Annotated in this window: 14 protein-coding genes; 1 reads left to right on the top strand and 13 read right to left on the bottom strand. The window is 56.7% G+C overall.

The genetic code is table 11. The features are described 5' to 3' along the window. Positions 1 to 11: 11 nt before the first annotated feature. The 13 genes from V5J35_RS00505 to V5J35_RS00445 form a co-directional block, all read right to left on the bottom strand. Positions 12 to 7271 (bottom strand): beta strand repeat-containing protein, encoded by a 7260-nt coding sequence (locus V5J35_RS00505; protein ID WP_354011509.1) that lies wholly within the window; start codon positions 7269 to 7271, stop codon positions 12 to 14. Between the two features lie 69 nt (positions 7272 to 7340). Then, a complete protein-coding gene (locus V5J35_RS00500; protein ID WP_354011508.1) occupies positions 7341 to 9824 on the bottom strand; it encodes a hypothetical protein in 2484 nt (827 codons plus the stop codon). Positions 9825 to 9848: 24 nt separating this feature from the next. Continuing rightward, positions 9849 to 13205, bottom strand: a complete 3357-nt coding sequence (locus tag V5J35_RS00495) for a baseplate J/gp47 family protein (protein WP_354016226.1) — start codon at positions 13203 to 13205, stop codon at positions 9849 to 9851. A gap of 59 nt (positions 13206 to 13264) precedes the next feature. Next, positions 13265 to 13690, bottom strand: coding sequence for a hypothetical protein (locus tag V5J35_RS00490; protein ID WP_354011709.1), 426 nt, complete (start codon positions 13688 to 13690; stop codon positions 13265 to 13267). Then, positions 13690 to 14094 carry a GPW/gp25 family protein gene (locus V5J35_RS00485; RefSeq protein ID WP_354011708.1) on the bottom strand — a complete coding sequence of 135 codons (405 nt, stop codon included), beginning with the start codon at positions 14092 to 14094 and terminating at the stop codon, positions 13690 to 13692. Before V5J35_RS00485 ends, V5J35_RS00490 begins: the two co-directional genes overlap by 1 nt. Positions 14095 to 14134: 40 nt before the next feature. After that, positions 14135 to 15790 carry a phage baseplate assembly protein V gene (locus V5J35_RS00480; protein WP_354011707.1) on the bottom strand — a complete coding sequence of 552 codons (1656 nt, stop codon included), beginning with the start codon at positions 15788 to 15790 and terminating at the stop codon, positions 14135 to 14137. Between the two features lie 15 nt (positions 15791 to 15805). Next, positions 15806 to 16552 (bottom strand): CIS tube protein, encoded by a 747-nt coding sequence (locus V5J35_RS00475; RefSeq protein ID WP_354011706.1) that lies wholly within the window; start codon positions 16550 to 16552, stop codon positions 15806 to 15808. Then, the gene (locus tag V5J35_RS00470; RefSeq protein WP_354011705.1) at positions 16552 to 16716 is read right to left on the bottom strand and encodes a hypothetical protein; all 165 of its coding nucleotides are present in this window, start codon (positions 16714 to 16716) and stop codon (positions 16552 to 16554) included. Before V5J35_RS00470 ends, V5J35_RS00475 begins: the two co-directional genes overlap by 1 nt. Positions 16717 to 16765: 49 nt before the next feature. Then, a complete protein-coding gene (locus tag V5J35_RS00465) occupies positions 16766 to 17263 on the bottom strand; it encodes a phage tail protein (RefSeq protein ID WP_354011704.1) in 498 nt (165 codons plus the stop codon). Next, complete coding sequence (locus tag V5J35_RS00460) at positions 17264 to 17710, bottom strand: phage tail protein (RefSeq protein WP_354011703.1); 447 nt, start codon at positions 17708 to 17710, stop codon at positions 17264 to 17266. 43 nt (positions 17711 to 17753) lie between these two features. Then, on the bottom strand, positions 17754 to 19187 hold the full coding sequence (locus tag V5J35_RS00455) for a phage tail sheath family protein (protein WP_354011702.1): 1434 nt from the start codon (positions 19185 to 19187) through the stop codon (positions 17754 to 17756). 86 nt (positions 19188 to 19273) lie between these two features. Next, positions 19274 to 19720 carry a phage tail protein gene (locus tag V5J35_RS00450; protein ID WP_354011701.1) on the bottom strand — a complete coding sequence of 149 codons (447 nt, stop codon included), beginning with the start codon at positions 19718 to 19720 and terminating at the stop codon, positions 19274 to 19276. Between the two features lie 43 nt (positions 19721 to 19763). Beyond that, entirely contained in the window at positions 19764 to 21275 is a 1512-nt protein-coding gene (locus V5J35_RS00445) for a phage tail sheath family protein (protein ID WP_354011700.1), read from the bottom strand. Positions 21276 to 22906: 1631 nt separating this feature from the next. Between V5J35_RS00445 and V5J35_RS00440 the strand changes: the two genes are divergently transcribed. Beyond that, positions 22907 to 24895: a hypothetical protein gene (locus tag V5J35_RS00440; protein WP_354011699.1), complete on the top strand. Its 1989-nt coding sequence runs from the start codon at positions 22907 to 22909 to the stop codon at positions 24893 to 24895. Positions 24896 to 24993 lie beyond the last annotated feature (98 nt).

Raw genomic sequence — 24993 nt, 5'->3', positions numbered from 1 at the left:
GAAAGGAGGTATTACAGGTTGGTGCTGCGCCACTCGCTGTGAGAGAAGGTCAGGCGAGTGCCTACATAATCGCCCCGCCAGAAATGCTCCTCTTTGCTGTCGCCGCTCTGGTGGTTGTTGGCGAAAATGTGTTTGTAGCCGGACAGCCCGGTGTTGCCGGTCCAGTAACCTTCACACAGCATATCGTTGCAGAAACAGGCACCGCCACCACGTTCGCTGGCAGCGCAGTCCCGGGCATGCACACGACACATGTCGCACCGGAATACACCACCGCCAAAGGTGGCGCTGCAATTCATGGCAATGATATGGCTCTCGGTACAGCTGGCGGCTCCGCCACCGTGTACAGACTCACAGCCATCGACCCGGATCACGGAATCGTGCAGGCCGAACACCCCGCCACCGTAGTTGTCGCTGCGACAGGCTCGAATGTGTTCGGCACGAATCCGCCGGGCATTGGTGCCAGACACCGCACCGCCATTACCGGTAACGTAGTGGCCGATCATGGCGCAGTTCAACACGCAGTTTTCAACGTTAACGAGACGGAAGGCTCCACCGTCCACCGCGCCGGTCTGCGCACCACCGTTAAAGGTCCAGCCTTCACAGTGAACGCCGTAAACCGTGTCCGAGGCAGACGAACCTTCCAGAATAAACCCGTGGCGGGCCTGCTCTTTAACGACAATGGTTGTTCTGGTGTTAAAGCCGATAATACTGACGCCGGAACTGAGCCGGACGCTGTTTTTCAACACATAACTGCTAACCGCCGGCCATTCGCCGGGAGCGGCCAGCCCCGGGTCATTGCCGATAACGACCGGATTGTTCTGGTTCGACTCTGCCGGTGGCATCAATAAAATGGTGGTGTAAGGGGCGATGGTGGTGTCCGAGCCGCTGCCAAAGACCTGTTCGAAGGTGGCCTGATCCCGCACCGTGTAAGTGCGCCCGCCAAAGCCAAAGGGCGAGGAGTGCAGGTCCACATAATCCTTGACCGCTTTCTGGGTAGGCAATCTCTGGTGGGAGCTGCTGCCCCCGCCCAGATCGATATCATTGTCGATGCCGGAGACCTGGTGGTTATCGGCAAAGTTCAGGCTGCCAAGCACCTGTACATTCTCACGGAACAGCCCGTTGCGGCTTACCTCGACGGTATCAGACACCAGGGTGCCGGTGGGAATATCCAGCCCCTGATTAAACGTCGCACGTCTTGTTATTGTGGTCTCTCCATCAAGAACCACCTTGCCTTTGGCTTCAAGAGCCTGTCCACTAAACGGGTCGGCGTTGACGGTGATGCCCTTGGTGAAGTGGCTGTCCCCTATAACAGTCAGATCCCGTCCAACCGTGGCATCGTCGCTGACGGTGAGGCTGTCTTCTACAGTCACATCGCGGGTGACCACCAGTTCCCCGTTCATACGGCTATTACCCACTACTGTCATAGCGTCATTCAGGGTATTGCTGCCGGTAATGGTCAGTCCGTCCTGGGTATACAGCGCGCCGTCAAGAGTGATGTCGTCCCTGAAGTGGCTGTGACCTTCAACGGTCAGGGCATAAGAGGCGTTACCGGTGTTTTTGACGGACAGGGTCCTGTTGGCCGTCAGCGGCGCATACAAACGACTTTCGCCGTAAATATCGACATCCTGTTCAGCCTTGATATCACTCCGGAAGGTGGCGCTGGCATACAGGGTTGCCTCGCCCATGGCGTTCAGCGCATTGTTAACCTGAAGCTGACTGGCCTGAAGCTGGTCGTTGACCTGCAGTTTGCCATTGACTTTCAGGGCAATATCACCGGGACTGACCGGCTCCACTACCATGCCTTGCGTGGTCCGCAACACCCCGTCAAGGGTCATATCATTTTTGAAATGACTGCTGCCTTCAACGGTCAGGGCCGGATCGTCGCCATCGCTGCCAATCAGGTAGGAAGTACCGGTGACCTGCAGATTATTTTGAACGTAAGCGTCTTTGGCGAAGGTGGCATTCTCCAGCATATCCACCACGGAGAAAAACTCTGCCGACCCCCGGAACTCCGATTCGCCCATGGCAAACAGGGTGTCCTTGACCTTCAGGTCGCCCTGCACATTCAGTGCCGGGCCGTCCTGACTGCTCGGGTTGATTTCCAGTCCGGCGGTGGTGTTCAGGGTACCGTTCAGGGTGAGGTCGCCGTCGAACAGGCTGTCGCCGGTCACGGTCAGGGCGTGTTCGCTGTCGCTGGCGTTCTGAACACTCAGGGTATCCTCAGCGGTTACCGCCCCGGCCAGACGACTGGTGCCTTTGTTTTCCAGATGGTCGCTGACTTCAACCCCCTGCTGGAAGGTTCCCATGTGTGCCACGCTGATGCCGTTCTCAAGGGTGGCAAAACCGGTCAGAGTCGCGTCGCCTCCAATGGTCTGGTTACCAGTGACCTCCATATTGCCTTTGACCTGAAGCGCGGGAGCCGTGTCGTCGTCAGGGTCGATGACCATGCCCTGATCGGTTTTCAGAATCCCGTTCAGTGTCAGGTCGCCATCCAGCTGAACATTGTCTTTCAGATGGCTTCTGCCGTTTACTTCCAGCAGCACTGCATCGTCGGGATCGTTGTCTGAAGGGCTGGCTGTCAGGCGTGACGCTGTCACCCGGCCTTCCACATCGGCATTCTTTTTAACGGTCAGGTCCTGGGAGGCCACGATATCGTCTTCCGGTACCCGCAACACACCGCGCACCGTCACGTCATTTAACGCCTGCAACCAGCCCTCAACGGTCAGCTCTTTCTTAGTGTGCAGCTTGCCTTCAAGGTGTGTGTCGCCGGTGACCGTAAGGGCTTTGTCCGCCAGCGCGTCGCCACCCACGGACAGCACACCGCTTATCTGGCTATCGCCGGTCACGCTCAGCTGTTTGTCCGCTATGGCATCACCCGCAATGGACAGGCTGCCATCCACCTGCTCATTGCCGTTTATCTGGCTGTTACCAGTGACCGTAAGAAGACCACCGTTGTTTATGGTCAGGTCTTTATTAAAGTCAGCGTCCTGATTCACCACAACGCCGGAGAGAGTACTGGTTCCCGCCACGTTCAGGCTGCTGTCCAGCCCGGCAGCACCGGAGACATTCAGGGAACCGGCACGCAGGTTGTCCTCAATCTCAGCGCCGCCATTCACGTCCAGATAGCCACCCACCCTGGCGATTTTCTTCACTTCCAGATCGCCATCCATCACGCTGTCGCCTTCGATATCCAGGGCCAGCAGGTCTTCAGTGGTGTCAGACACTCGGATTTCCAGACCTTCGTCAAACTGTCCATGCCCTTTTATATGGGCTGCGTCGTTAACGGTCAGGTCGGCGGTGATGCGGGTATCGCCCCGGATATGGGCGTCCCCATGAAGGGTCAGGGCAGCAGTGCCTTCCTGCGCCTCGCCACCAATCACAACATGATCATTGACTGTCGCAGAATCGGACGACAAGGCACCTATGATATCGGTATTGCCGGCGATGTCTGTCTTGCCGGTAATCTGTGTGCTACCGGTGACGGTCAGGCTGTCGTCAAGCGTCACCTGTTTTTTAAAGTCAGAGGCACCGTTGACCACCAGGGCAGTCTGGTCGGCTTTATCAGCCGGTACCGACAGGCTTAATGTGTCCTGTGCGTCAACAGTACCTTGCAGTTGCGATGCACCACTGATCACAATCGCCTGCTCGTCGCCGCTGGTGTTGTTAACAGAGAGAGTACCGGAAACCTGTGTGTCTCCGTCCACCGCCAGGGTGATCTCATCCTCACCACTGTTCTGCACGGCCAGGGTGCCACTGACAGAGGCGTCACCGCTGACGCTGGCATTGCCACTGACGGTCAGGGCGGTGTCATTGTCGCCGCTGTTGTTGATGGCGAGGGTGCCGGAAAGAATTTCCGAGCCGGTCACACTGACTTCACCGGTAATGTTGACATCGCCGGTAACGTCCACCGCCGTGGCGTCGTCTTCGGTGTTCTGGACGGTCAGGGTTTTGTTCACCCACAGGGTTTCGCTGACGCTCAGGTCGCCGGTGACATCGGTAGCGCCGGTAAGCTGGCTTGCCCCTTTGACCTCCAGCGCCAGATCACTGTTGTCGGTGTTTTCAATCACCGCCTGCTGGCCGATGGTCACGGTGCCATCAATCACGGCGTTGTCGTCTACCTTGATGTGTCCCTGGGCGTGAATCGCATCGTCGTTGACCAGGTCGCCAGTAACGGTCAGTCCTTTGTGAACCGTAGCGCTTTCGGCAATGGTTGCGCTTTTGCTGATATTGATATGGCCATTGATCGAAGTGTCGCCAAGTACAGACAGCGCCTTATCCGCCTCTGCCGTCGTCCCCACCGCCAGTACACCATTCACCTGAGCATTGTCGTTCATCACGCTGTCGCCGGTCACCACCAGACCTGCTGTCAGGTCGGCCTTACCAGTGTTGACCTGCAAACCGTTATTCAGTGTCGTCAGGTCTGTGACATCCAGAGTACTGTGCAGTGCGGTGGCACCAAACACAGTAGCTCCGGCAGGTGTAACGGTGTTGTCGGCAGGCGCTTCACCCACGGTCAGGTCTGACTGGATATGGGTATCCCCGACAACATCAAGGGTTTCTGTCAGCTCGGTATGACCACTGGCAACGGTAAGGCCGTTCAGCACGGTGGCGCTGTCACTAAGAGTGGTCGCACCCTTAACATTTAATTTTCCGTTTATGGTGGCGTCAGCGGCTTCGCCTTCACCAGTTCCACCCACGGTCAGGTCGTCTTTCAACGTTGTATTGCCAGCCACTTCCAGTTCATTACCCAGCGTCGCCTTGCCGGTAACATCCAGAGTGCTGTTCAGGCTGCTGGCGTCTTTAACGTCCAGCTGTCCGTATATCGTGGCGTCGGCGGCTTCACCAGCAGCGCTTCCGCCTACGGTCAGGTCATCTTTCAACGTTGTATTGCCGGTGACCTCCAGTTCGTTGCCCAGCGTCGCCTTGCCGGTAACATCCAGAGTGCTGTTCAGGCTGCTGGCGTCTTTAACGTCCAGCTGTCCGTATATCGTGGCGTCGGCGGCTTCACCAGCAGCGCTTCCGCCCACGGTCAGGTCGTCTTTCAACGTTGTGTTGCCGGTCACTTCCAGTTCATTATCCAGCGTCGCCTTGCCGGTAACACTCAGGGTGCTGTTCAGGCTGCTGGCGTCTTTAACGTCCAGCTGTCCGTATATCGTGGCGTCGGCGGCTTCACCAGCAGCGCTTCCGCCTACGGTCAGGTCATCTTTCAACGTTGTATTGCCGGTCACTTCCAGTTCATTACCCAGCGTCGCCTTGCCGGTAACACTCAGGGTGCTGTTCAGGCTGCTGGCGTCTTTAACGTCCAGCTGTCCGTATACTGTAGCGTCGGCCGCTTCGCCCTCACCGCTTCCACCTACGGTCAGGTCGTCTTTCAACGTTGTATTGCCGGTCACTTCCAGTTCATTACCCAGCGTCGCCTTGCCGGTAACATCCAGAGTGCTGTTCAGGCTGCTGGCGTCTTTAACGTCCAGCTGTCCGTATATCGTGGCGTCGGCGGCTTCACCAGCAGCGCTTCCGCCTACGGTCAGGTCGTCTTTCAACGTTGTATTGCCGGTCACTTCCAGTTCATTACCCAGCGTCGCCTTGCCGGTAACACTCAGGGTGCTGTTCAGGCTGCTGGCGTCTTTAACGTCCAGCTGTCCGTATATCGTGGCGTCGGCGGCTTCACCAGCAGCGCTTCCGCCTACGGTCAGGTCATCTTTCAACGTTGTATTGCCGGTGACCTCCAGTTCGTTGCCCAGCGTCGTCTTATCAGAGACGACCAGCTTGCCGTGTACGGTGGCATCAGCTGCTTCACCGTCCTCTGTTCCACCCACGGTCAGACCGTCTTTCAGCGTCGTATCGCCGGTGACCTCCAGCCCGTTGTCCAGCGTCGCCTTGTCGGTGACATTCAGGGTACTGTTCAGGGCAGTGGCACCGTAAACGGTTGCTCCCGCTGGTGTGACACTGTCATTGTCAGGTACTTCCCCCACTTCCAACCCAGCCATGAGGTAGGTTTTATCGGTCTGAACCTCCAGCCCCTTCTTCAACGTCGCTTTATAATCGGTTTGCAAGGTACCGTATACCCGGGCCTGGCCGTGTACCGTCAGTTCAGTATCACTATCCGGCTCACCAGCAACGGCAAGGCGTTCGGCAATCCGGGCATCGCCGCTGGTTACCTGTAAACCCGAGGCGACTTTGGCACCGGCGGTCATATCCGCTTCGCCTTCCACCACAAGCTTGTCTCCCGCCGTAACCTGTCCGTCAACGGTCAGGGTGCTGCCGAGCGTCGTACTGCCATCAATGGTGGCTTCCCCGGCCAGGCGGGTTTTGCCCGAGACACTGAACATCACGTCAGACAGCGGGTTCGGCCCTACGTGCAGATGATTGTCAACCTGTCCCTTGCCCTTGATTTTCATGGCATTAGTCATGGGCGAGGCGGTATCCACTTCCAGTCCGTTGCTGACCACCAGAGAGGACTCGGCAGTGACCGGTGGCTTGATCACCACGCCGGACTCTTTAGCGGTCAGCCATGCCTGCCCGGACTCCTGGGCAATACGCAGGGCTTCCTCATCCTGTGCTGCCTCGATATGCAGCTGTGCCTGTGGGTTGGCGGTGCCAATACCGGTACGACCGGAGTCGTCGATGATCATGGGGGTGATGTCGTTCACTTCATCATCTACCCGCAGGGCATTGCCCCCCTGGCTCCACTGCACATGCAGTGCCGCGTCCGGCGACGCAACCCCCAGCGCCAGACGACCACTCTCGTCCAGAAGCATATGCCCGGTGACACTCAGGGATGGGCGATCGCCGGACTGTGGATTCAGGTCGAGCAGGGCTTTTCCGGTTTCAGAGCTGTTGACGTGTACCTTGTCGCCAATCACCAGATGATTACTGAGGGTGGCCGACCCGGCATCAATCCCTTTGCTGACGCTCAGACTGTCAGAGCTGGCAGCGCCGGAAGCGGTCACCGTGGTGGCGTTCAGGGTGTTAATGGTGCCGGATGTGGCCGACACATTCCCCGCCGTCAGGGTGTTGTCAACGGTCAGGTTGCTGTCGTGTACCACCACATCGCCGTGCAGGTCGGTGGTGCTGTCGATACGGGTATTGCCGTCGACATGCAGTTTTGCTTCAGGAGCATTGGTGCCGACACCCAGCTTCTGGTTGTCCACATGGATATTGTCGTCCAGCTGATTCAGGCCGGAGTCAATCAGGCTGGCAAAATCGTCCTGGTCCGGAATTTCGTTATTAGAAAACCGGGCTTTCAGATCGTCTTTGGTTACCTTGGCCATATAAAAATACCTGTCCTTAAGTCATGGAGGTGAATGTCGAATGAGAGACGTCAACGGCTACAGGGGCGATCAGGCATCCCGGGTGGAATGCGCAGGACCGATCTGGACAACCAGAGGGTTGTCACCTGAACTGACCCGGGTCTTGCCAATCAGGCCATGGTCCGGGTCGTCGCTGTCGGGGTTGTACCTGAGGGGTTCAACCGGTTCGTAGCCAATCGCCCACTGGCCAATCCTTGCTTCATCAGCGTTGATCGCCACCGGGTCGAGGGACCACTGGGAAATATCCGCACTGCCGTCACTGAGAATAAAGGTGCGCAGGCTGGCAGAAAGCGTCTGCGCCAGTTCGGTGCGGTACTGTTTTTCCTCGTCCGGCTCCGGGCTGTAGGCACCGGGCAGACGGGTCATGGCGTTACGCCAGGCGTTGTACACTTTTTCAAAGTCCGCCATGGCCTTGCGATCCAGCCAGAGCCAGTGAGGGTGAAGATGAACCGGCAGTTCCTGTTCAATGGTCTGCCGGAACAGCTGGCGAAAATCGTCGTCTGCCAGACGGGAAGGCCACACCGGCACCACCAGATACACCGTATTAACCGACAATGGGTTTGTATTGTCGGAAATGCCGTGCCGCAGCAGAGTGTCTTCTACCAGATGAAACCCTTCGGTGTTACTGGTTGACAGCACCGTACTGGCCAGCGTAGCCAGCCCCAGTCGTCTGTAGAGGCGCTGCTTCAGGCCGGACAGGTTGCCACTGCCCCAGATGCTGCGATGGGTGTAGTGTATGCCCCGGGCCCGTTCGCTCCCGATCACCACATCCCGCAGGAACAGGGCGCGGTCCACCGCTTCCTTGAGCAGCGCCATACGCTGGGTCAGTTCGTCGGCGTCCAGTCCCGGCAGGGCGTGGCGATTCCGCAGCAGGTCGGGAGCGTAATGGCGGAATATTTCTTCGTAACGGAGCTGGGCAGCGTCGGGCAGCTGTTCATGACTCCGCGCCAGCAGATGATTACCGGCGCGGATCAGGCGCTGCAACTGTTCCCGGCTGAACGGTGCCTCGGTCAGTGCCTGCAAAGGCGGAGACTGATAATCGTTCTGATGTTCACCCAGCAGGGCAGGCAGTTCCTGCAACTGTCGACCCCGGCCGGTCAGCGGGTCGATGGTATCCACGGGTTGCGCCACATGAGAATGGGGAATCAGCTCCAGCGTCTGCCAGAACAGGCTGAACTGTGCCTCGCTGAGGCTGGCGCTGTTAAGCATGTTTTCCAGCAGTTCGCCCAAAGGCTCCAGCCAGTCCTGACCGGGCTGCCCCAGCAGCACCCGCGCCTGTTCCATCTGCGCAAACTGGTTGCCCAGCACCTGGTCAAACAGCAGTAAAAAACCCTGTAACTGTCGTACTTCGCTGACCCTTTGGGCGCTCTCGCCCGGTGCCAGCCCCAGAGTGCCGACACCATACATGGACGGTAATTCCTGCTGCAGGCTCAGGTATTCACCCGGATGACGGTAACGGCCGGGATTCTGCCAGGGGGGTTCCCGTCCGGGGGAGTCCTGCTGGAAACGCAGGGCGTGGTAACGGGCCATCAGCCGGTCCCGGGGAATATTGATGGGAATACCGTTTTTGCTCGCCGTCAGGTAATCCAGCGTGTGTTCAATATTCAGAACCGGCGCCTCCTTCTCTCCCTCAGACTCCTCAGGGGTGTAGACCCAGCTTTCAAAATTGCCGACATCCGGGGGGCTGGTTTCTGTGTCAATGGTAGCGATCTGCAACGCATTGAGTTCACGGACACCCGGATGGTTCAGCACGCGGGTCATAAGGTCCGACACAAACACCCGCTCCACCAGTGCCGGGCGTTCCAGTTCACTGTCGGGCAGATAGCCCCGGTTCAGCCATGGGCCAGTCTGCAGGGTTTCCCGGTGATGCCCGGCGCGCTCAAGGGTGTCGAGGTCGTGAAAGCGCACCTGAGGTGCGATCAGGTTCGCCAGCTCACTGTAAATCTGCGCCAGGGTTTCGACCGGGTCGGCACTGTCTTCCAGATCGAGGTGCATTTGCAGCACAGTGTCGTACGTATCGGTGACGCTCAGCTGGTCAAGGTCTTCCCCCAGATTACGGCAGGTCAGAAACACCTCCCGCACCTGTTCCGCCAGTGCATAAGAACCGGACTGGTCGAGGTTGGCGTCAGGAATCACCTGAATAGCCCACAGTCCCGGAGCGCTCTGTGCCACCAGGGCGTTGCGCACGCCGGGGATATCCAGAATCAGACGTCGATAGTCGCTTTCAGTCACCGGCTGGCAGGGCAGCATGTCCCGGGGCTGGGGAAAGGCGTCGGGTTCCTCCCCGGAGGCTTTCGCGACCAGGTCCTCAACGGGAAAGTCGAGGCGGTAGCCAAGGTCGGTCATCACAAAGCACAGGGCTTCGAGCAGGGTAATGCCCGGGTCGTGTAAGTTATGGTCGGTCCAGGTGTCACCCGCCAGCTGCTGCAACGTTGCCACGGCTTCGTCCCGCAGGGCAAAAAAGTCCTGGGACGTTTCTTCGGGGGGCTGGTTGGGAATGATGAGGTTGCTCATGGGGTTTCCACAGGTAATTGATGATCAGTCAGCCACTTCAAAGTCCAGCTCCACTTCCATGCGCCCGATGCCCTCAAAGATCACCACACCGGCGGGCAGGACATTAATGGTATGCCGCCGGGCAGGAACAAGGATGACTTCCTGAGGGTTACCCAGCTTGTCATCCGGGGTGATCACCGTCTCCGGTACCGCGCGGAACACCAGCGCCCCGGCGGTGTCGTCCCACTCCTGCCGTTCTGCCGATATTTTCAGCACCCGGCTGATATAGGGGCGGCTGGCAACAAATCGGGCAATAGACGTCAGTGAAATACTGTTCCTGATCTCGGCGCTGTCGCTGTTGGTCCATGGACTCAGATGCGTGACCAGTTCGTCGTTTAAGGTCTGAATGGTGATGCCCTGGTCATAACCCTCACGAATGTTGATCGCGACGCCGAAACGTACTTCCTGAAAGCGCGGGGAACTGACCCTGACCTGAGCCTGGGGCGGCATCAGCGGTTGCAGAAAATCCCGGATATTGTTTTGCAGGAACAGCGGCGCCCTGGGTTTGAGCAGGGTGGGGTCGGTGGTGTTGGGAATGACCTGCATCACCACATCGCCCTGCACTTCACCCCGGACACAACGTGCCATAAACAGTTCCGGGAACTGTTGCAGCACCAGTCGTTCATAATCCCAGGTGGTGATGGCTCGCCCCCGGTGACGCAGACGTTCGCTGACCCGGTTGTTAAAATACACCGAGGCTTCCGGCGCCCGTCCGCCAAAGGAGGGCAGGGGCTGGGACACGCTGGCAATAGCTGGATTATTTGTATTCAGGGCAGTAATGGTTTCCGGTGGCAGGGGCTCCGGCAGATGCCGGGGCGTCCGGGCCTGACCGGTAATGCCATCGTCGTCGCTGAATACGACGGACGCCGCCTGAGTATAAATGCCGTTGAGCCGTGACCAGATGCTCTGCACATTGCCGGTCACGCCTTCCAGCGAACCCCGCAGCCAGAGCTGGTTATCCCCGGCAAACGCCCCCTGACGACGCATGTCGCTGATCAGCTGGAAACGGATAATGCCGGTGTTGATCAGCCCGTTGGTGCCATCGGCCAGCACCATGGCGCGCAGGTTGCCCTCCTGCTGGCGATCGGTGCTGAACTTGGTCCAGCCCGCTTCAGTCAGGTAATCCCAGCGCACAGTGGCACCGGACAAGCCTTCCGGGCTGTCCACAGCGGCCACGTCAAACAGCAGGGAGAGGGTGCCGTTGTCCGGCGTGTTGCCCAGCCCGATATAGAGATAGCCGGACTTGTCCAGGGACGGGATAAACGCCTGTTCACCGGATGTTCGCAGCTTCTCGCTGCTGGCGAGCACCTGGGTTCCCACCGGGTGCAGGTGCATCAGCAGCCGGTCATCATCACCTTTGGCATTGCTGACGGTAAGCTCGGTGCGGGCTTTGTAGTTAATGCCAAGCCGGTCGGCCAGGGGCACCAGGGGCTGGTTCACTTCATACGGTGTGTAGGACGGCACCGGTTCAACCGGCTCAGAACCGGGAGGGGCAACTTCTTCGGGTTCCGGCGACTGCTGGTCTGACGCCTCCCACTCGCTCAGATCCTCCTGATAATGTTCATAGGCCGCTTTGCGGGCGGCGTAGTCCTTCAGGTCATCGTGGTACTGGTCGGCGGCTCCGGTGGAGGGCAGACCCTGCTGGTAACGCACCAGATTTTTACTGTTTTCCGTCGATGCCCAGGTCAGTACATTGTTGTAAAGGCTGTGACCGAAGTCACTGTTGTCCAGCGTGACCTGATACCAGAAGGGCCACTCCCGGGGTTCGGGGCTTTGCAGAGGGAGGTTCCGGTACAGTGTCCACGCTAACCCCTCGGGATACACATCGTAAGAGGCAGCCGTGGGAGTATTATCGCTGTCATTAACATAAACCCGGCTGATGGTGGAGGCAGAGTCATTACCAAACAGGTCGGTCATGGTCAGGCTGTCACCACTCCAGGGCGAGCCAACGCTGACCTTGTGCAGTGGCCACTCGGAAGCGCCGGGTTGTCCCTGGGTCTCCAGGTATTTGCGGTAGGCGTGGTAATAATCCCCGATGCTGTCGGGTTTGTTTGACCAGTCAATGCTGACCTCAACAGACGTCAGCGGCTTAATGGCAAGCTCCGGATGGCTGAACTGAAAGTTGGAGCCCACCCTGGGCCGGGAGCCAAACAGTTCCATGGGGCCGCCGGGATCAAGGGGGGCGAGGTCGTTGCGGATCAATACCTGTCTCAGCCCGGAAACCTCTACCGACAGTTCGACCTTCTGCAATGCCACCTCTTTCAGTAACTGGTAGCGGGGAAAACGACGGGTGTCGCTGTCAGCCTTAAGGGTCAGCTGCACAAACGGCGCGGTCACCTTATTGGAAACCGGCTCGGGTACCTGTTCCAGTGACGGGAACAGGGCATCGAGGGTCAACGTAAAGGAGGCATGGCTGCCCTCGTTTTCTATTGAAACCTGTTGTGGTAACAGTGTGACCGGACCTTCAGCGGTGCTGACGGCGATATCAAACAGGTCATCCATGGGGTCAGGGAAATCCCCGCCGGTTTCCGGGCTGCGGTGAAAGGTCAGGGTGATGGTGCGCTCGCCTTCTGACAGCCACAGCAGCGGCGAAGTCAGCAACAGCCCCATATCGGGGCGGCTCTGACGCAGCTCCGGGTCTTCCTCGTACCCGGTAAATTCCCCGAAAGTCAGCGCCCCGCCATCAGGGAACAGCAGCCCCTGTTCTTCATTGACCAGTTCGGTGCGCAGGAAACCGGTATCGTTATCCACGGTATCCAGTCCGAGAGTACGAAGGCTGGTGACCCGGGCATGGTTAATGCCGGTGGTGTCGGCCAGCCGGTAAAAACGCAGGTCACCGTCAGGGTCGGTGCCAGCGTTAAACAAGGTGCCGGCGAGCAGGGTCTGTACCGGAGCGCTGTCTTCCAGAGTCAGTACCAGATGCGCCTCATCGCCCAGCGCCGGCAGCTCGGAAAAGCCCAGTACCTGCCGGTAGTAGTACGACAGGTGTTTCTCGGTGAGACGACGGAACTGGCCCCGGGGGTGGCGCAGCAGTTTCAGGAAAGCCAGCAGCAGCGCCCGGTCGGGGGAGGCGGTGCGCTGTTTGACCGCGTCGGAGACGCCCGGCTCCTGCTCCAGCCATCGTACCCACTGTTCCAGACCTTCCGGTTCATTAAGCAGTGCCTGCCAGTTACCCCGGGCGCCGTCAGGCGTGTAGAAGGTCAGCCAGGTGGCAAAGGTGTTCAGGTAATCCAGCCACTGTCCGGTATCCCGTTCTTCCACCGAAAAGGCGTCGGGCAGCAGGTCTTCAAGCTGGCGCTGGTTCTGGCGGGTGCCAGCGGCGAGGGTGTTGGTTTGTGACATAGTATTTTTCTATGAAAATGCCATTTGCGCTCATGGCTGTTTGAAGTACGGGTCAGGATTCAGGAAGGCGTGAACTTGACGTTCGTGGTAATAAACTGTCCCTTGCCGGTGTACTTGGGCGTACCATCCGGTACAGGGCCGCCCGGGGTGGGCTGCTGGGCGGGCGCGGTGACCTGCATCTCGGCGTCAAACTGCGCGCCTTTAAGAATGACTTTCTTGCCGTTCATAAGCTTTTTCGACAACTGGTCACCCGCCAGGGCGGTAATCTTCAGCAGCCCCATACCGGGAATGCTGTAGGGTCCGGCAATATAGGGGATGGGCATCTGGACATTTTTTTCGTCCCCCTCCAGACACACCGGTTTACCCATCACCGCCAGCGTACCGGTGCCGCTGATAGGGATGATGGCGGGTGCCATCAGGGTGGCGGCACCCTGGGCAGGAAGAAACTGCACCTGGTCGCCGGTGATAATGGCAGAGTCGGGCATCAGGTACGCTGCTCCTGCAGGTAGAAGGGGTAGACCAGGTTGTCCCGGGCGTTGGTGTCACGGATCATGTAGACGACGTTGATCGTCAGCAGGCCGTCGGCACCGTTACTGGCGTCCACATCGACCCGTTTAAGGTTGATGCGGGGCTCCAGCCGGTCGATGGCGTCGCTCATGCGCTCACTGAGCATGGAGAGGCTGTCGTAGTCCAGACTGGTAAACTGAAATTCCGCCAGGGGGGTGCCAAACCCGGGTCGCATAATGCGCTCGCCCAGGGCGGTGCCGATCAGGATACGTAGTGACTGTCGTATCTCTTCTTCAGCCTCAACCATCATCGGGCCGTTGGCAGGCGAGGAAAAGTAAGGGGGAAAGTGCCAGCCCCGACCGGTTAACTGCGACTCGCTCATGGAAATAGCCTCATAGAAATCGTTTTATGGAAATCGTCTCTTACTGAATTTCTGTTTTTGCCGCCTTGATGGCGCAGTTGCCGCTGGCTTCTACCGCCACATCGGCTCCGGCCTTCAGCACAGCTTTACCACCCGGTTTGAGGGTGACATCCTTGTCGCTTTCCACGATCACTTCCTTGTTCAGCGTGACCGTGTTTTTATCCTGACTGAGCAGCTGCCCATCGGTTTCAGACAGTACGGTGGAGACCTTGTCACTGGCGGTGAGGGTGAGGTTTTTCTCTTTCTCGTCAAACAGCCAGGTCAGGGCGTCCTTGGTAATGACCAGCCCGCGCTTTTCCAGCTTGTTGTCGAATTCCAGCGGCGGTTTGTTCCTGGGGTTATGCAGGCTGCCGAGGATGACCGGCTGCCGGGGATCGTCATCGCACCAGCCCAGCACCACCTCATCGTTGGGCTTGGGGGGCAGGAACAGCCCGGCTTCAGCACTGGCGTAAGGGGCGCCGAGTCGCGCCCAGAGGATGTTGTCTTTGGCACCAAAGGCAGGCACCAGAACCGGGAAACGAAACTGTGCATCCGGGTCGTCCTTGTACGCCTGCACCTGTCCGATCAGCAGTCCACGCACCCTGGGTGCCTGTTTATGTAAACCGTTGAAGAAGCGGGTACGGGTCAGGGGCAGACCGATACTCAGCGTTGTCGTCCAGCCGTCACCATCGACCCGGTGATTGACGCCGGTGACCATATACTTGCCGTTAAACAGGGCGCCAAAGTCTTCCAGTTCGATGGAGTCACCGGGTGCCGCTTCCATGCCTTCCACCGACAGGCTGCCCCGGTAGCGGTCCAGCTCCCGGTAGACGAGTTCTGCCGTACTCCAGCCGGTCAGTTCACCCGCCTGCAACAGGCTCCCGGACACTGTCGCCCACTCTTTGCGGCCCAGTGCCTTGGCGGCGGAGGCGGCAGTCTCCTTGCCTCCGGCAATATTGGTGGGGGCAGCGCCCTTGGCGGGGCTTTCGGCTTTCTGGTCTTTTACGCTCCAGGCCGAAGCGGAGACCTTTTCCAGGGCATTGGTGTCATCGAGATCGAGACTGACGGTTTTGAACTGGTCAATCCTGAGCTTATGGTCCTTGCCCTTGAGCTTGGCAGGGGCATCGATGGTGACCCCTTCCAGTCCCGGCATCACCAGCAGGCCGTTGGCTTCTGCCAGGTATTTAATAAACGACCATGGGCTTTCGTCGTACACCGCCAGCTGGGTATGTTCAACCGTAGTAGCTGCCACGGCTTTGGCAGTAGCACCACCGTCGGTGATCAGTTTTTTGATGATGTCCCCGTCCTTGCTTTTTTCCGGAAAGACCTGACTCAGCCGGGGTTCAACCAGTTTGATCAGGTCGCCATGAAGTTGCAGGGTCAGGAAAGAGCCACCGGTGGACGCTTTCAGCGACTGGCCGGTGATCAGCCCTTTAAACAGGGTGACTTCGCTGGCCTTGTCGCCCAGGAAGCTGGCCTTGATATCGACCTCTTTGCCCGGTGCCAGTTGTGGCAGTTCCGAGTTTTCCCATTTGCCGGTGGTGGTTTCTCCGTCTGCCACCACCAGGGTGGCCCGGGGAATGTCGTGGCACTGCCAGTGGGCTTCCACCGACACGACCCGCAGTTTTGGGGTCAGCTCTTTGCCCCCGGCGGTTACTTTGACACTTACAGCCGACATGCGCAGTCCTCCGCCTTATTGACCGACCGGGGGAAACACCAGGGCGGTTCCCGGTTTCAGACGACGGAAGTTGTCCAGTCCGTTGACCCGCGCCACAGCGATCATATAGGCGGGGTCTTTGTAGATTTCCCAGGTTTTATGGGCCAGGGTATCCCCGGCGTTCACCTGCCGGGTGTGGGTGAGGTCCGGTGAGTTCTTGCCTTCCTTTTTTTCCAGCGCCTTGGGCGAGAGGCTTTCAATAAAGGTGCAGGTGACTTCCGCCGCCAGCGGCTCGCCGTTGGTGCCGACAATGCTGTAGGTGATGTCCATCTCTTCCAGCACGCCGTAAAAGGCGCCGGACTTGCTGTCACCCATGGCCATTTCGCCCCACTTCAGCAGCAGGTAACGGGGTTCATGGGTGGAGCCTTCCATGGAGTACATCATGTCGGTGAGGGTCTGCACCCACTCTTTCATGGGCATGCTTTTGCTGCCGGGGGGGAGCAGTTTTTTGCCCGCAGTAAATGAGGCGATATCCCGGAACATCGTGGTGTCGTGCTGGAAGGTGACGGTCATTCTGGCACTGTCGCCCCCTTCGTAACCGGCGGTGCCACTGGATGTATTGAGGGTGTCGTCAGACTTGAACCGGTTCGCCAGTTTGACCTGCAGGGTTTCGGCCTTGTAGGGCAGTTTCATCTCCTGCTTGCCGGCACTGCGGTCGGCGTCGGTGTAGCTTTCCAGTACCATCGCGGCTTCACTGCCGAGCAGAGTGCCGAGAATACTCATCAGGGCCACCTCTTGGCGTCAAGCGCACGTTCCAGCAGTTCCAGTACCACGGGGGGCGGAACCGGCGCATGAGACAGGTCTTTTGTCGTCTGCTTTTTTCTCGCCTGGGCAGTTTCACTGCGTACTCTGGCGTTGACATTGAGCTGGTCAATCAGGATGGGCATAAAGTAACTCTCGCAGGTTGGGACGTCCCAACACGGGAACAAAATAAAATCAGTTCGCCACTGGAACAGGAACGGGAATCAGGGACGAATAGCTGTAGGTCATGCTTTCGATCATGACGCTGTTTTCCTCGCCATTCAGGTCACCCCATTCCAGCCCCGTCAGGTAGGCTTCCCGAACCACCCAGGCGTGGAGGGGGTAGGGGATCTCCTTGTCGCTTAACAGGACCACCAGAATATCGGTCTGCATCAGGCGCGAATTCCAGAAAGCCTGTTCCAGCAGGTGGGTCACCTGCAGCGGGGTGGGCAGGCGGGGCAGCCCCCGTTCCAGCACCAGATCCCGGCGGTTGACCGAGGGTTTGAGCAGAAAGTCGTTGCGGTCTTCCCGAAGTTCCCGGGTCACTTTCAGCCCGGTTATTTTCTGGAAACGCATGTCCAGGGGCATGATCTGTGGTGCCAGCCCCGTCAGCAGGACCGCAACGAACCGGTAGCCCGGCAGCGGGGGCAGGCTGCCGGTGAGGAAATCACCGGCAATATCAAGGGCGGACACTTACGCGAACTCCAGCTGTACGTCGTCGGCACGCAGTTCGAGGGTTTCCACCGCCACTTCGTTAGAGTTGCCGTCCAGGGTCGGGGCGGTGAGCTTGGTGGGGAACGCGCCCAGCACTTTCCAGGTCACCAGCGGGTCGCCGCCTTCCTTGTCGATGAGTGAGATGGTCAGGTCCTTGCGCTCGCCGTAGTTGAGCTTGGTTTTGCTGATCCAGTCCCACAGCTCTTTTTTGCCCACCATAATGCCCCGTTTCAGGGTGATGTTGACGTCGGTGGCCATGCCGGGCATGTGTTTGGTGCCGAGGCCGTCTTTGTAGGTGATCGGGTCGTATTCCACATCCAGGCCGCTGACTTCGGAGAAGGTCATCGAGTCGTCGTCGCCCAGTGCCACCACGAACCGGTAGGCCGGCAGTGGATAAGCGGAGTCAAAGGTTTCTTTATCAGCCATGGTCAGGCTCCATTATCAGGTGCTATAGGGTTTTTAATGAGGGTCAGGCGGAGATGGATTTATGGGAGAAGGTCAGCACGATAAATTCCGCCGGGCGAACCGCTGCCATGCCGATTTCGATGTTCATAATGCCGTTGTTGATATCGTCTTCGGTCATGGTCTGGCCCAGTCCCACGTTGACGAAAAACGCCTGGTCGGCGGTAGCGCCAAAGAGCGCGCCCTGCTTCCAGAGGTTTTCCAGATAGCTGCTGATCATGGTGCGCAGTTTCAGCCAGGTCAGGGGGACGTTAGGCTCAAACACGGCAAAGGCAGTGGCTTTCTGTACCGACTCTTCCACCATATTGAACAGTCTTCGTACAGGCACATAGCGCCATTCGTTGTCGTTGCCCGCCAGTGTCCTTGCGCCCCAGACCAGGGTGCCTTTATCAGTGAAGGCACGAATGGCGTTAACGGATTTGCCGGAACTGTGGACGTTCATATCCATCTGGTCATCGTTGGTGATCTTGCGGGTCGGGCGGGCCACTCCGGACAGTGAGACATTGGCCGGGGCTTTCCAGACACCACGGTTGCCATCAACCCTTGAATACACCCCCACGATGGACGCCGCCGGTGGCAACTGCATAAAGTTGCGTGACAGGGCGGTTTTCAGCATGGCGTGAGTGGGCTTGCCTTCCAGGCTGCTCATAGTCTCGCCATCCAGGGTGACTTTGGATTCCTTGTAAGAACGTGGGCTACTGACGACCAGGTTCGGGTAATAGGTGGCCCCGTATTTCAGGTTGGCCATACCCACGCCGCTGGGTCCCCGCAGGGTTGAGAGGTCGTCCGACATCTTTTTGGTGTTGGCGGGGGTCATGCCGTCGAAGGTGTCGATCACGTCGATGACGGCAAAACGGTCCTGGTTTTCATCGCACTGACTGAGAGCCAGCTGACCCAGGTTGTAGTAATGGATATGGTCTGTGGCGTCGTACATGCGGGGAATAGCGTCGGACTGAACCAGCAGGGTGACTTCGTCAATTTTCGCCACGGCCGCCAGGGCATCTGCAAACAGTCCCTTTTCAGCAGCAGCCGTGGGATCTTCCTCAACTTCATCGCCGTCTGCATTGGTGGTGGCGTAGCCACCGACACTGACCACGTAACAGGCACCGCCACCATTGGCAAAGAACTGCGCCAGCATGTGGTAGAGGATAAATTTGGCTACGGGTCTGGTGGGATTGAGCTTTACACCCACGATCGCGTCGTCCTCATCTTTGACACTGGTAAAGTCAAAGCCTTCCAGGTAAGGCCCGCCAAACCATTTGGCGTACTCCACCATGGAGGTGATCCGAATGGGCTTTTTGAGCAGGGAGGCGTCGGCGCCGTAAGTGGTTTTTTCTGTCCTGCCAATAAAGGCGGGGATGGCGGTTGCCACTTCAGCCACCGACGGCGGAAAGATGGATTTTTCCTGAACGTAAACGTTCGGTGTTTTGTATTGAGCCATGATCTCTGTCCTTTGAGATAACCCCCTGCTCCAATGCGAGTCAGACGGTTAAGGGAATGGGGTGAAGTCGGTAAAGGGTCTGAACGTCAGGCGAACTCAATCTGTACGTCGTCGGCACGCAGTTCCAGCGTCTCCACCGCCACTTCGTTGGAGTTGCCGTCCAGGGTCGGGGCGGTGAGCTTGGTGGGGAACGCGCCCAGCACTTTCCAGGTCACCAGCGGGTCGCCGCCTTCCTTGTCGATGAGTGAGATGGTCAGGTCCTTGCGCTCGCCGTAGTTGAGCTTGGTTTTGCTGATCCAGTCCCACAGCTCTTTTTTGCCCACCATAATGCCCCGTTTCAGGGTGATGTTGACGTCGGTGGCCATGCCGGGCATGTGTTTGGTGCCGAGGCCGTCTTTGTAGGTGATCGGGTCGTATTCCACATCCAGGCCGCTGACTTCGGAGAAGGTCATCGAGTCGTCGTCGCCCAGTGCCACCACGAACCGGTAGGCCGGCAGTGGATAAGCGGAGTCAAAGGTTTCTTTATCAGCCATGGTCAGGCTCCATTATCAGGTGCTATAGGGTTTTTAATGAGGGTCAGGCGGAGATGGATTTATGGGAGAAGGTCAGCACGATAAATTCCGCCGGGCGAACCGCTGCCATGCCGATTTCGATGTTCATAATGCCGTTGTTGATATCGTCTTCAGTCATGGTCTGGCCCAGTCCCACGTTGACGAAAAACGCCTGGTCGGCGGTAGCGCCAAAGAGCGCGCCCTGCTTCCAGAGGTTTTCCAGATAGCTGCTGATCATGGTGCGCAGTTTCAGCCAGGTCAGGGGGACGTTAGGCTCAAACACGGCAAAGGCAGTGGCTTTTTGTACCGACTCTTCCACCATATTGAACAGTCGTCGTACAGGGACATAGCGCCATTCGTTGTCGTTGCCCGCCAGTGTCCTTGCGCCCCAGACCAGGGTGCCTTTGCCGGTAAAGGCGCGGATGGCGTTAACGGATTTGCCGGAGTCAGCGTCTACGTTCATATCCGCCTGCTCACTGTTGGTGATGGTCTGCACCGGGCCGAGTACGCCGGATACACCCACATTGGCCGGGGCTTTCCAGACGCCCCGGGTGCCGTCGACCCGGGCATAGATGCCTGCCATGGCAGCGGCGGGTGGCAGCACCATTTTGTTGTTGTTGAGTTCGGTTTTCAGCAGGGCGTACATGGGTGTACCGACATGGTCGCCCATGATGACATCACCGCTCAGGTCGATATCGTCGTCACCGTCTTCCTTGCCCTGCATGGTGCCGGTAATCGAGATGATCACCTGGTCTTCGTTGTAATAGCGCGGCGCATTGACTTCCAGATAGGGGTAATAGGCCGCGCCATAGATCAGGTCCTGGGTCAGGGCATTTCTCATGACGCCCATGTCAGTCCTGAGGGTTCCCTCTGTTCTGGTGAACGGGTCAGTACTGTCGAGGGTATCAATAATGGTGAACCTGTCCTGATTTATACGACACTGGTTCATGGCGCTCTGGCACAGTTCGTAATAGTCGGACGCCCCGAGACGGATAGCATCGGACAGTACCAGCAGGGTGACCTCATCCACCTTGGCGATTTCTCCCAGCGCCTCGCTGAAGGCTTTCTTTTCCTTAGCAGCGTCGTTTATGTCCGGGTCGACGTAACTGCCGATACTCACCACGTGGCAGGCACCGCCGCCATTGGCAAAGAAGTGTTCCAACATGGGGTAGAGCAGATGGTCAGCGACCGGCTTCAGGGTTTCGTCTTTGTCTTCACCCTGTTTGTCGGTCTTCATCTCGATACTCTCGACATAATCTACCAGTGCTTTGGTTTTGGTGTCGCCGAGGTCGAGTTCTGCATTGTGAGGGATGGCACCCTTAACTTCCGCGAAGAAATTAAAGGCTTCCAGCCCCGGACCGCCAAACAGCGCGGCGTACTCCACCATGGAGGTAATGCGCTGGGGTATGTTTTTCAGTTCGCCTGAGATTTCCGTGCGCCCGATAAACGCCGGAATGGCGGTGGCCACTTCGGCAACGGACGGCGGAAAGATCGACTTTTCCTGAACGTAGACGTTCGGTGTTTTGTATTGAGCCATGATGGTTTCCTGATCTCATTCAGTGGGGTGTGCCTATTGGAATCGCCTTGCTGGTCTGTCAAGGAGATGCCAATAAACACAGGCTGGCTGAATGCAGTGGGTGATCCGTGTTAAACCGGCCTCCCGCTTTCCCGCCGGGGAGGGGAAAACGGGAGCAGCGCCGGAACCCGGGGAACGGGGCCATCACCGGGGCGGTGATGTGACATAACCGTGCGAAGGGAGTTTTCGGTCATGCTAGAAATTTTATAGGGGAAAACGGGGGTCTTTCTCAAGGGCTGCGGGGAAATGGTTACACGCTTCGTGTAGGCCGGTGCGGCACGGGTGTGTCTTTAATACTAATGGCGTAGCCTTGTGAGCCTTGGTGTGTAATGTTGCAATCTTGCTTGCAGGGCTTGTTGTCCAGATATCTGGATATGATGACCTCTACCCTTTGCCTCGATGCTACTGGTTAGCATGAAAAAAGTTATAAACATTGATTTTCATTATGCCACTTTATACAAGCCAACCATGCTTTCTTGCCTAACTTATTGAAATAAAAAGCATTTTAAAAATAACCATTTATCAGAAAAAACTGACTTCATGGCCAGTAAAAAGTGCCTTTATCTCACTTTTTGGCGAAATATTGACTGGACGACCGTAAAAAAATGGCATTTCAGGGGCCAAAAACGCTCTGAAATCACATTGTCTGATTTGTACAGGCTGACCATGGATGCAACCGGGTGATTTTGCCTGAATACCTGAAAGCACAAGGGCTGAGGGGTAAAATTGTGGCGATGAAAAAATGTACAAGCTGACCATGCTAAAAAAAAAGTGGTTACTTTTGTTAAAAACTTCTTGTTTGTACAAGCTGACCATGGATTAAAAATGCCTGTTTGTGCCGGTTTCCCCAGTCTGCAAGGCCCGGAGCGCCAAATTAAAACAGGCCGTCAATGTACAAGCTGACCATGCTTTGCAGAATTGGTTACTTTTTGTACTTTTCTACCGTTCTGTACAAGCTGACCATGGATTGAAAAAGCAGTTTTGCCCGGGTGTCCAGATTTTATAAGGGTTACAGCGATGTTTGAGAATGTACAAGCTGACCATGGTTACAGAAAGTGACCACAATATGTACTACCGCTCTGTTTTGTACAGGCTGACCATGGATTAAAAAGGCGGTTTCAGCCAGATATTCAGGTTTTACGCGGGCTGCACCGAGATTTTAAACTGTACAGGCTGACCATGGTTATAAAAAAGTAGTTGGCGTTTCACTTTATGTTACTTTGTACAAGCTGACCATGGATGGCAAATGGGTCGATTGGGCTTCAGACCAGAAACCGTCAGAGTTAAGAGCAAATATTGGCTGTTCAATTTGATGTACAAGCTGACCATGCTTTTTTTTCTACTTTCGGTCAGGTTTGTACAAGCTGACCATGCTTACCCATTAAGCGTTTTGCAAAAAACCTCGATTCATGCGACCTGTAGAGGTATCCGGGAAAATACAGGGTGACCATGGTTTGACAAAAGTAGTTTTCTATAAAAAAAAGACTCTTCTCTTAACAACACTTCCAGTGTTGTTTATTGAGTTGTTAATTTTTTTTTTTTTGTTAGATTAGAGCTAACGTTAAAGTACAGATCAGGATTACGGATAACCCATGGCTCTCGTAAGTGAATTAATTCCAAAAGCCATTGACTCGTCGGCTTCTGCTGGATCACTTACACTGGAATACCAGCGCAATACCCGGTCAGGTGTCGTGGCCCAGCTATCAAGAATTCATATTCCGGAAAAAGGCGCGCTCAGCAAAAAGGCTGCAGAAGAACTGGCGGCATCCCGCAAGGCTTCCACAGTACACACCGAGCGGGTGATGGAACAGATCATTACACAACTGGTGGTGTTTTTTAAGACGCCTGCAGCCCAGCAGCTGGATCTGGACAAACCCGATACCAGCATGGTCATTGACCTGGACTCCACCACGCTGCAACCCCGCCCGAAGAGCCTGGGTAAAAACATGGATATTGGCTGGATTTACCGGTTATCGGTGGAATCTACCGCGGCAATGATTGGTTATAACCGGCAGAAGCTGAAAAATATCAAGCTGGAACTGCAGATTTATAACCTGCTGAAAGTGATTCAATACGTCTGGGTGAGCCTGGATGAAAACTTAAAAGTGATGCCCCCTACCCGCATGGATATTTTCATGCAGCCCAACTTTCTGGATGACCAGAACGCTTTTTTTTTCAATATCAATAAAGCCTGGGTCAATGAATTGTTGTTGTCCGATAACGCTTACATGCTCTATCACGAGGAGCTGACAAAAAAGCTGACATCGACACCAAGAATCAAACTGGCTGTTTTTCTGCTGGGTTTGTTTGACCTGGAAGCGTTATCGGACCCGGACCGGGTGGGAGAAATACAGAATACGCCACTGGAAAAACAATCGGGCCTTTTGCACGCGTTGTACAACGGTGAAAAAGAGCAGCCGGACTGGAACGAGTTTAAACACACGTCAATTATCAAACCACTGCCGTTTGTTAAAAAAGCCCTGCAGATGTCGCATCTGGAATTTCATACCAACGGCAAGAAAGGGGACGCGATGGACTGCTGGTTTGCCTATGCCGTTAACCGCGCCACTCCCTATCCAGCGACGTATGAATCCAGGGTGCCACAACTGGCCCTGAACCTTGACAATGATGCCAGGGAAGCGCGCCAGCCAGCTGCGGTTTCCTCCGGTGTGTTATCGCCCAACGCATTGCCTGACTCATTGCACTCCTCATTGAACAACTCATTGAACAGAGAGGAGGCTGAGGACGATGAATTTTCCCCGTCCACAAAATACGCCTGGCAGGATATTTCAACCCGGCAGCGCTTTGTTGCTGACCTGTCCAAACTGCTGGAAAGCCTGGGACTGGGATTAACCACCGGAGAAGTGATTTCGGCCTACACCGGCAAAGCGTCCAGACAGATCCCGAAATCCCTGAAGGCCTGGTTATACCCGATCCGGCGCTGGCTGACCGGCAACAAGAGCCCGTTCGGGCCGTCCGGTGAAACCGCTGTTGCGTCGGTTGCTGAGCGGATTAATGAACCATCCGGCACCGTCAAAACACCCCCTCAGGCTAACGCTAAAAAAGCGATCCGGTCGTGTAAAGTGCCATTAAGCAGGGCGCTGATTGATGAAAGCACGGTGAAAAAAGCCGTTACCCAGGCGCTGGCGGCTAACCCTGATTTTGAGCAATACGAAGGCGAGACAGAAGACTTTGCGGTCTGGACGATTTCCTTTTTTATTGACCACCACGACAACGCCTGTTCCGAGCCACAAACCCCTGCCCGCTGGAAGGGATTATTCTGCGGTTATGTCAAGAACCGGATCTTAATGGACGACATGGTCTATGCATTCCGGGCGCAGGAGTTTCAGCTGAACATGATCACTGATACCTCCCCCTTCAGGGAAGAAATTACAAAACTGACGGATATCGAAGAAAAAATTCTGCTACGCACCCTGGCCCTGTTTAAAATCGAAAACGCCGAGAAAAGGCTGACAGTGACCCAGTGGTACCGGAAAGCATGGAACTGGGTGGTGATTGATGAGTTACTGCCACAGGACAAACTCACGGACTTCTACGGTATCAGGGCGGTTCGCAAATAGAGCAGGCTTCGCTCCCCACGGGAGCCTGCCAGATCCTCCGGCAGATTCCCGACTTCATACATTCACAACCTTTCCTTCCTGCCCGTGACGGGTTCCCT

The organism is Endozoicomonas sp. NE40, from assembly GCF_040549045.1.
GTDB lineage: Bacteria > Pseudomonadota > Gammaproteobacteria > Pseudomonadales > Endozoicomonadaceae > Endozoicomonas_A > Endozoicomonas_A lisbonensis.
This window is presented reverse-complemented; position numbering and strand designations above follow the sequence as displayed.

Coding starts and splice junctions, on each gene's coding strand:
- V5J35_RS00505 (WP_354011509.1), bottom strand. CDS start 7,271: ATGGCCAAGGTAACCAAAGACGATCTGAAAGCCCGGTTTTCTAATAAC.
- V5J35_RS00500 (WP_354011508.1), bottom strand. CDS start 9,824: ATGAGCAACCTCATCATTCCCAACCAGCCCCCCGAAGAAACGTCCCAG.
- V5J35_RS00495 (WP_354016226.1), bottom strand. CDS start 13,205: ATGTCACAAACCAACACCCTCGCCGCTGGCACCCGCCAGAACCAGCGC.
- V5J35_RS00490 (WP_354011709.1), bottom strand. CDS start 13,690: ATGCCCGACTCTGCCATTATCACCGGCGACCAGGTGCAGTTTCTTCCT.
- V5J35_RS00485 (WP_354011708.1), bottom strand. CDS start 14,094: ATGAGCGAGTCGCAGTTAACCGGTCGGGGCTGGCACTTTCCCCCTTAC.
- V5J35_RS00480 (WP_354011707.1), bottom strand. CDS start 15,790: ATGTCGGCTGTAAGTGTCAAAGTAACCGCCGGGGGCAAAGAGCTGACC.
- V5J35_RS00475 (WP_354011706.1), bottom strand. CDS start 16,552: ATGAGTATTCTCGGCACTCTGCTCGGCAGTGAAGCCGCGATGGTACTG.
- V5J35_RS00470 (WP_354011705.1), bottom strand. CDS start 16,716: ATGCCCATCCTGATTGACCAGCTCAATGTCAACGCCAGAGTACGCAGT.
- V5J35_RS00460 (WP_354011703.1), bottom strand. CDS start 17,710: ATGGCTGATAAAGAAACCTTTGACTCCGCTTATCCACTGCCGGCCTAC.
- V5J35_RS00455 (WP_354011702.1), bottom strand. CDS start 19,187: ATGGCTCAATACAAAACACCGAACGTTTACGTTCAGGAAAAATCCATC.
- V5J35_RS00450 (WP_354011701.1), bottom strand. CDS start 19,720: ATGGCTGATAAAGAAACCTTTGACTCCGCTTATCCACTGCCGGCCTAC.
- V5J35_RS00445 (WP_354011700.1), bottom strand. CDS start 21,275: ATGGCTCAATACAAAACACCGAACGTCTACGTTCAGGAAAAGTCGATC.
- V5J35_RS00440 (WP_354011699.1), top strand. CDS start 22,907: ATGGCTCTCGTAAGTGAATTAATTCCAAAAGCCATTGACTCGTCGGCT.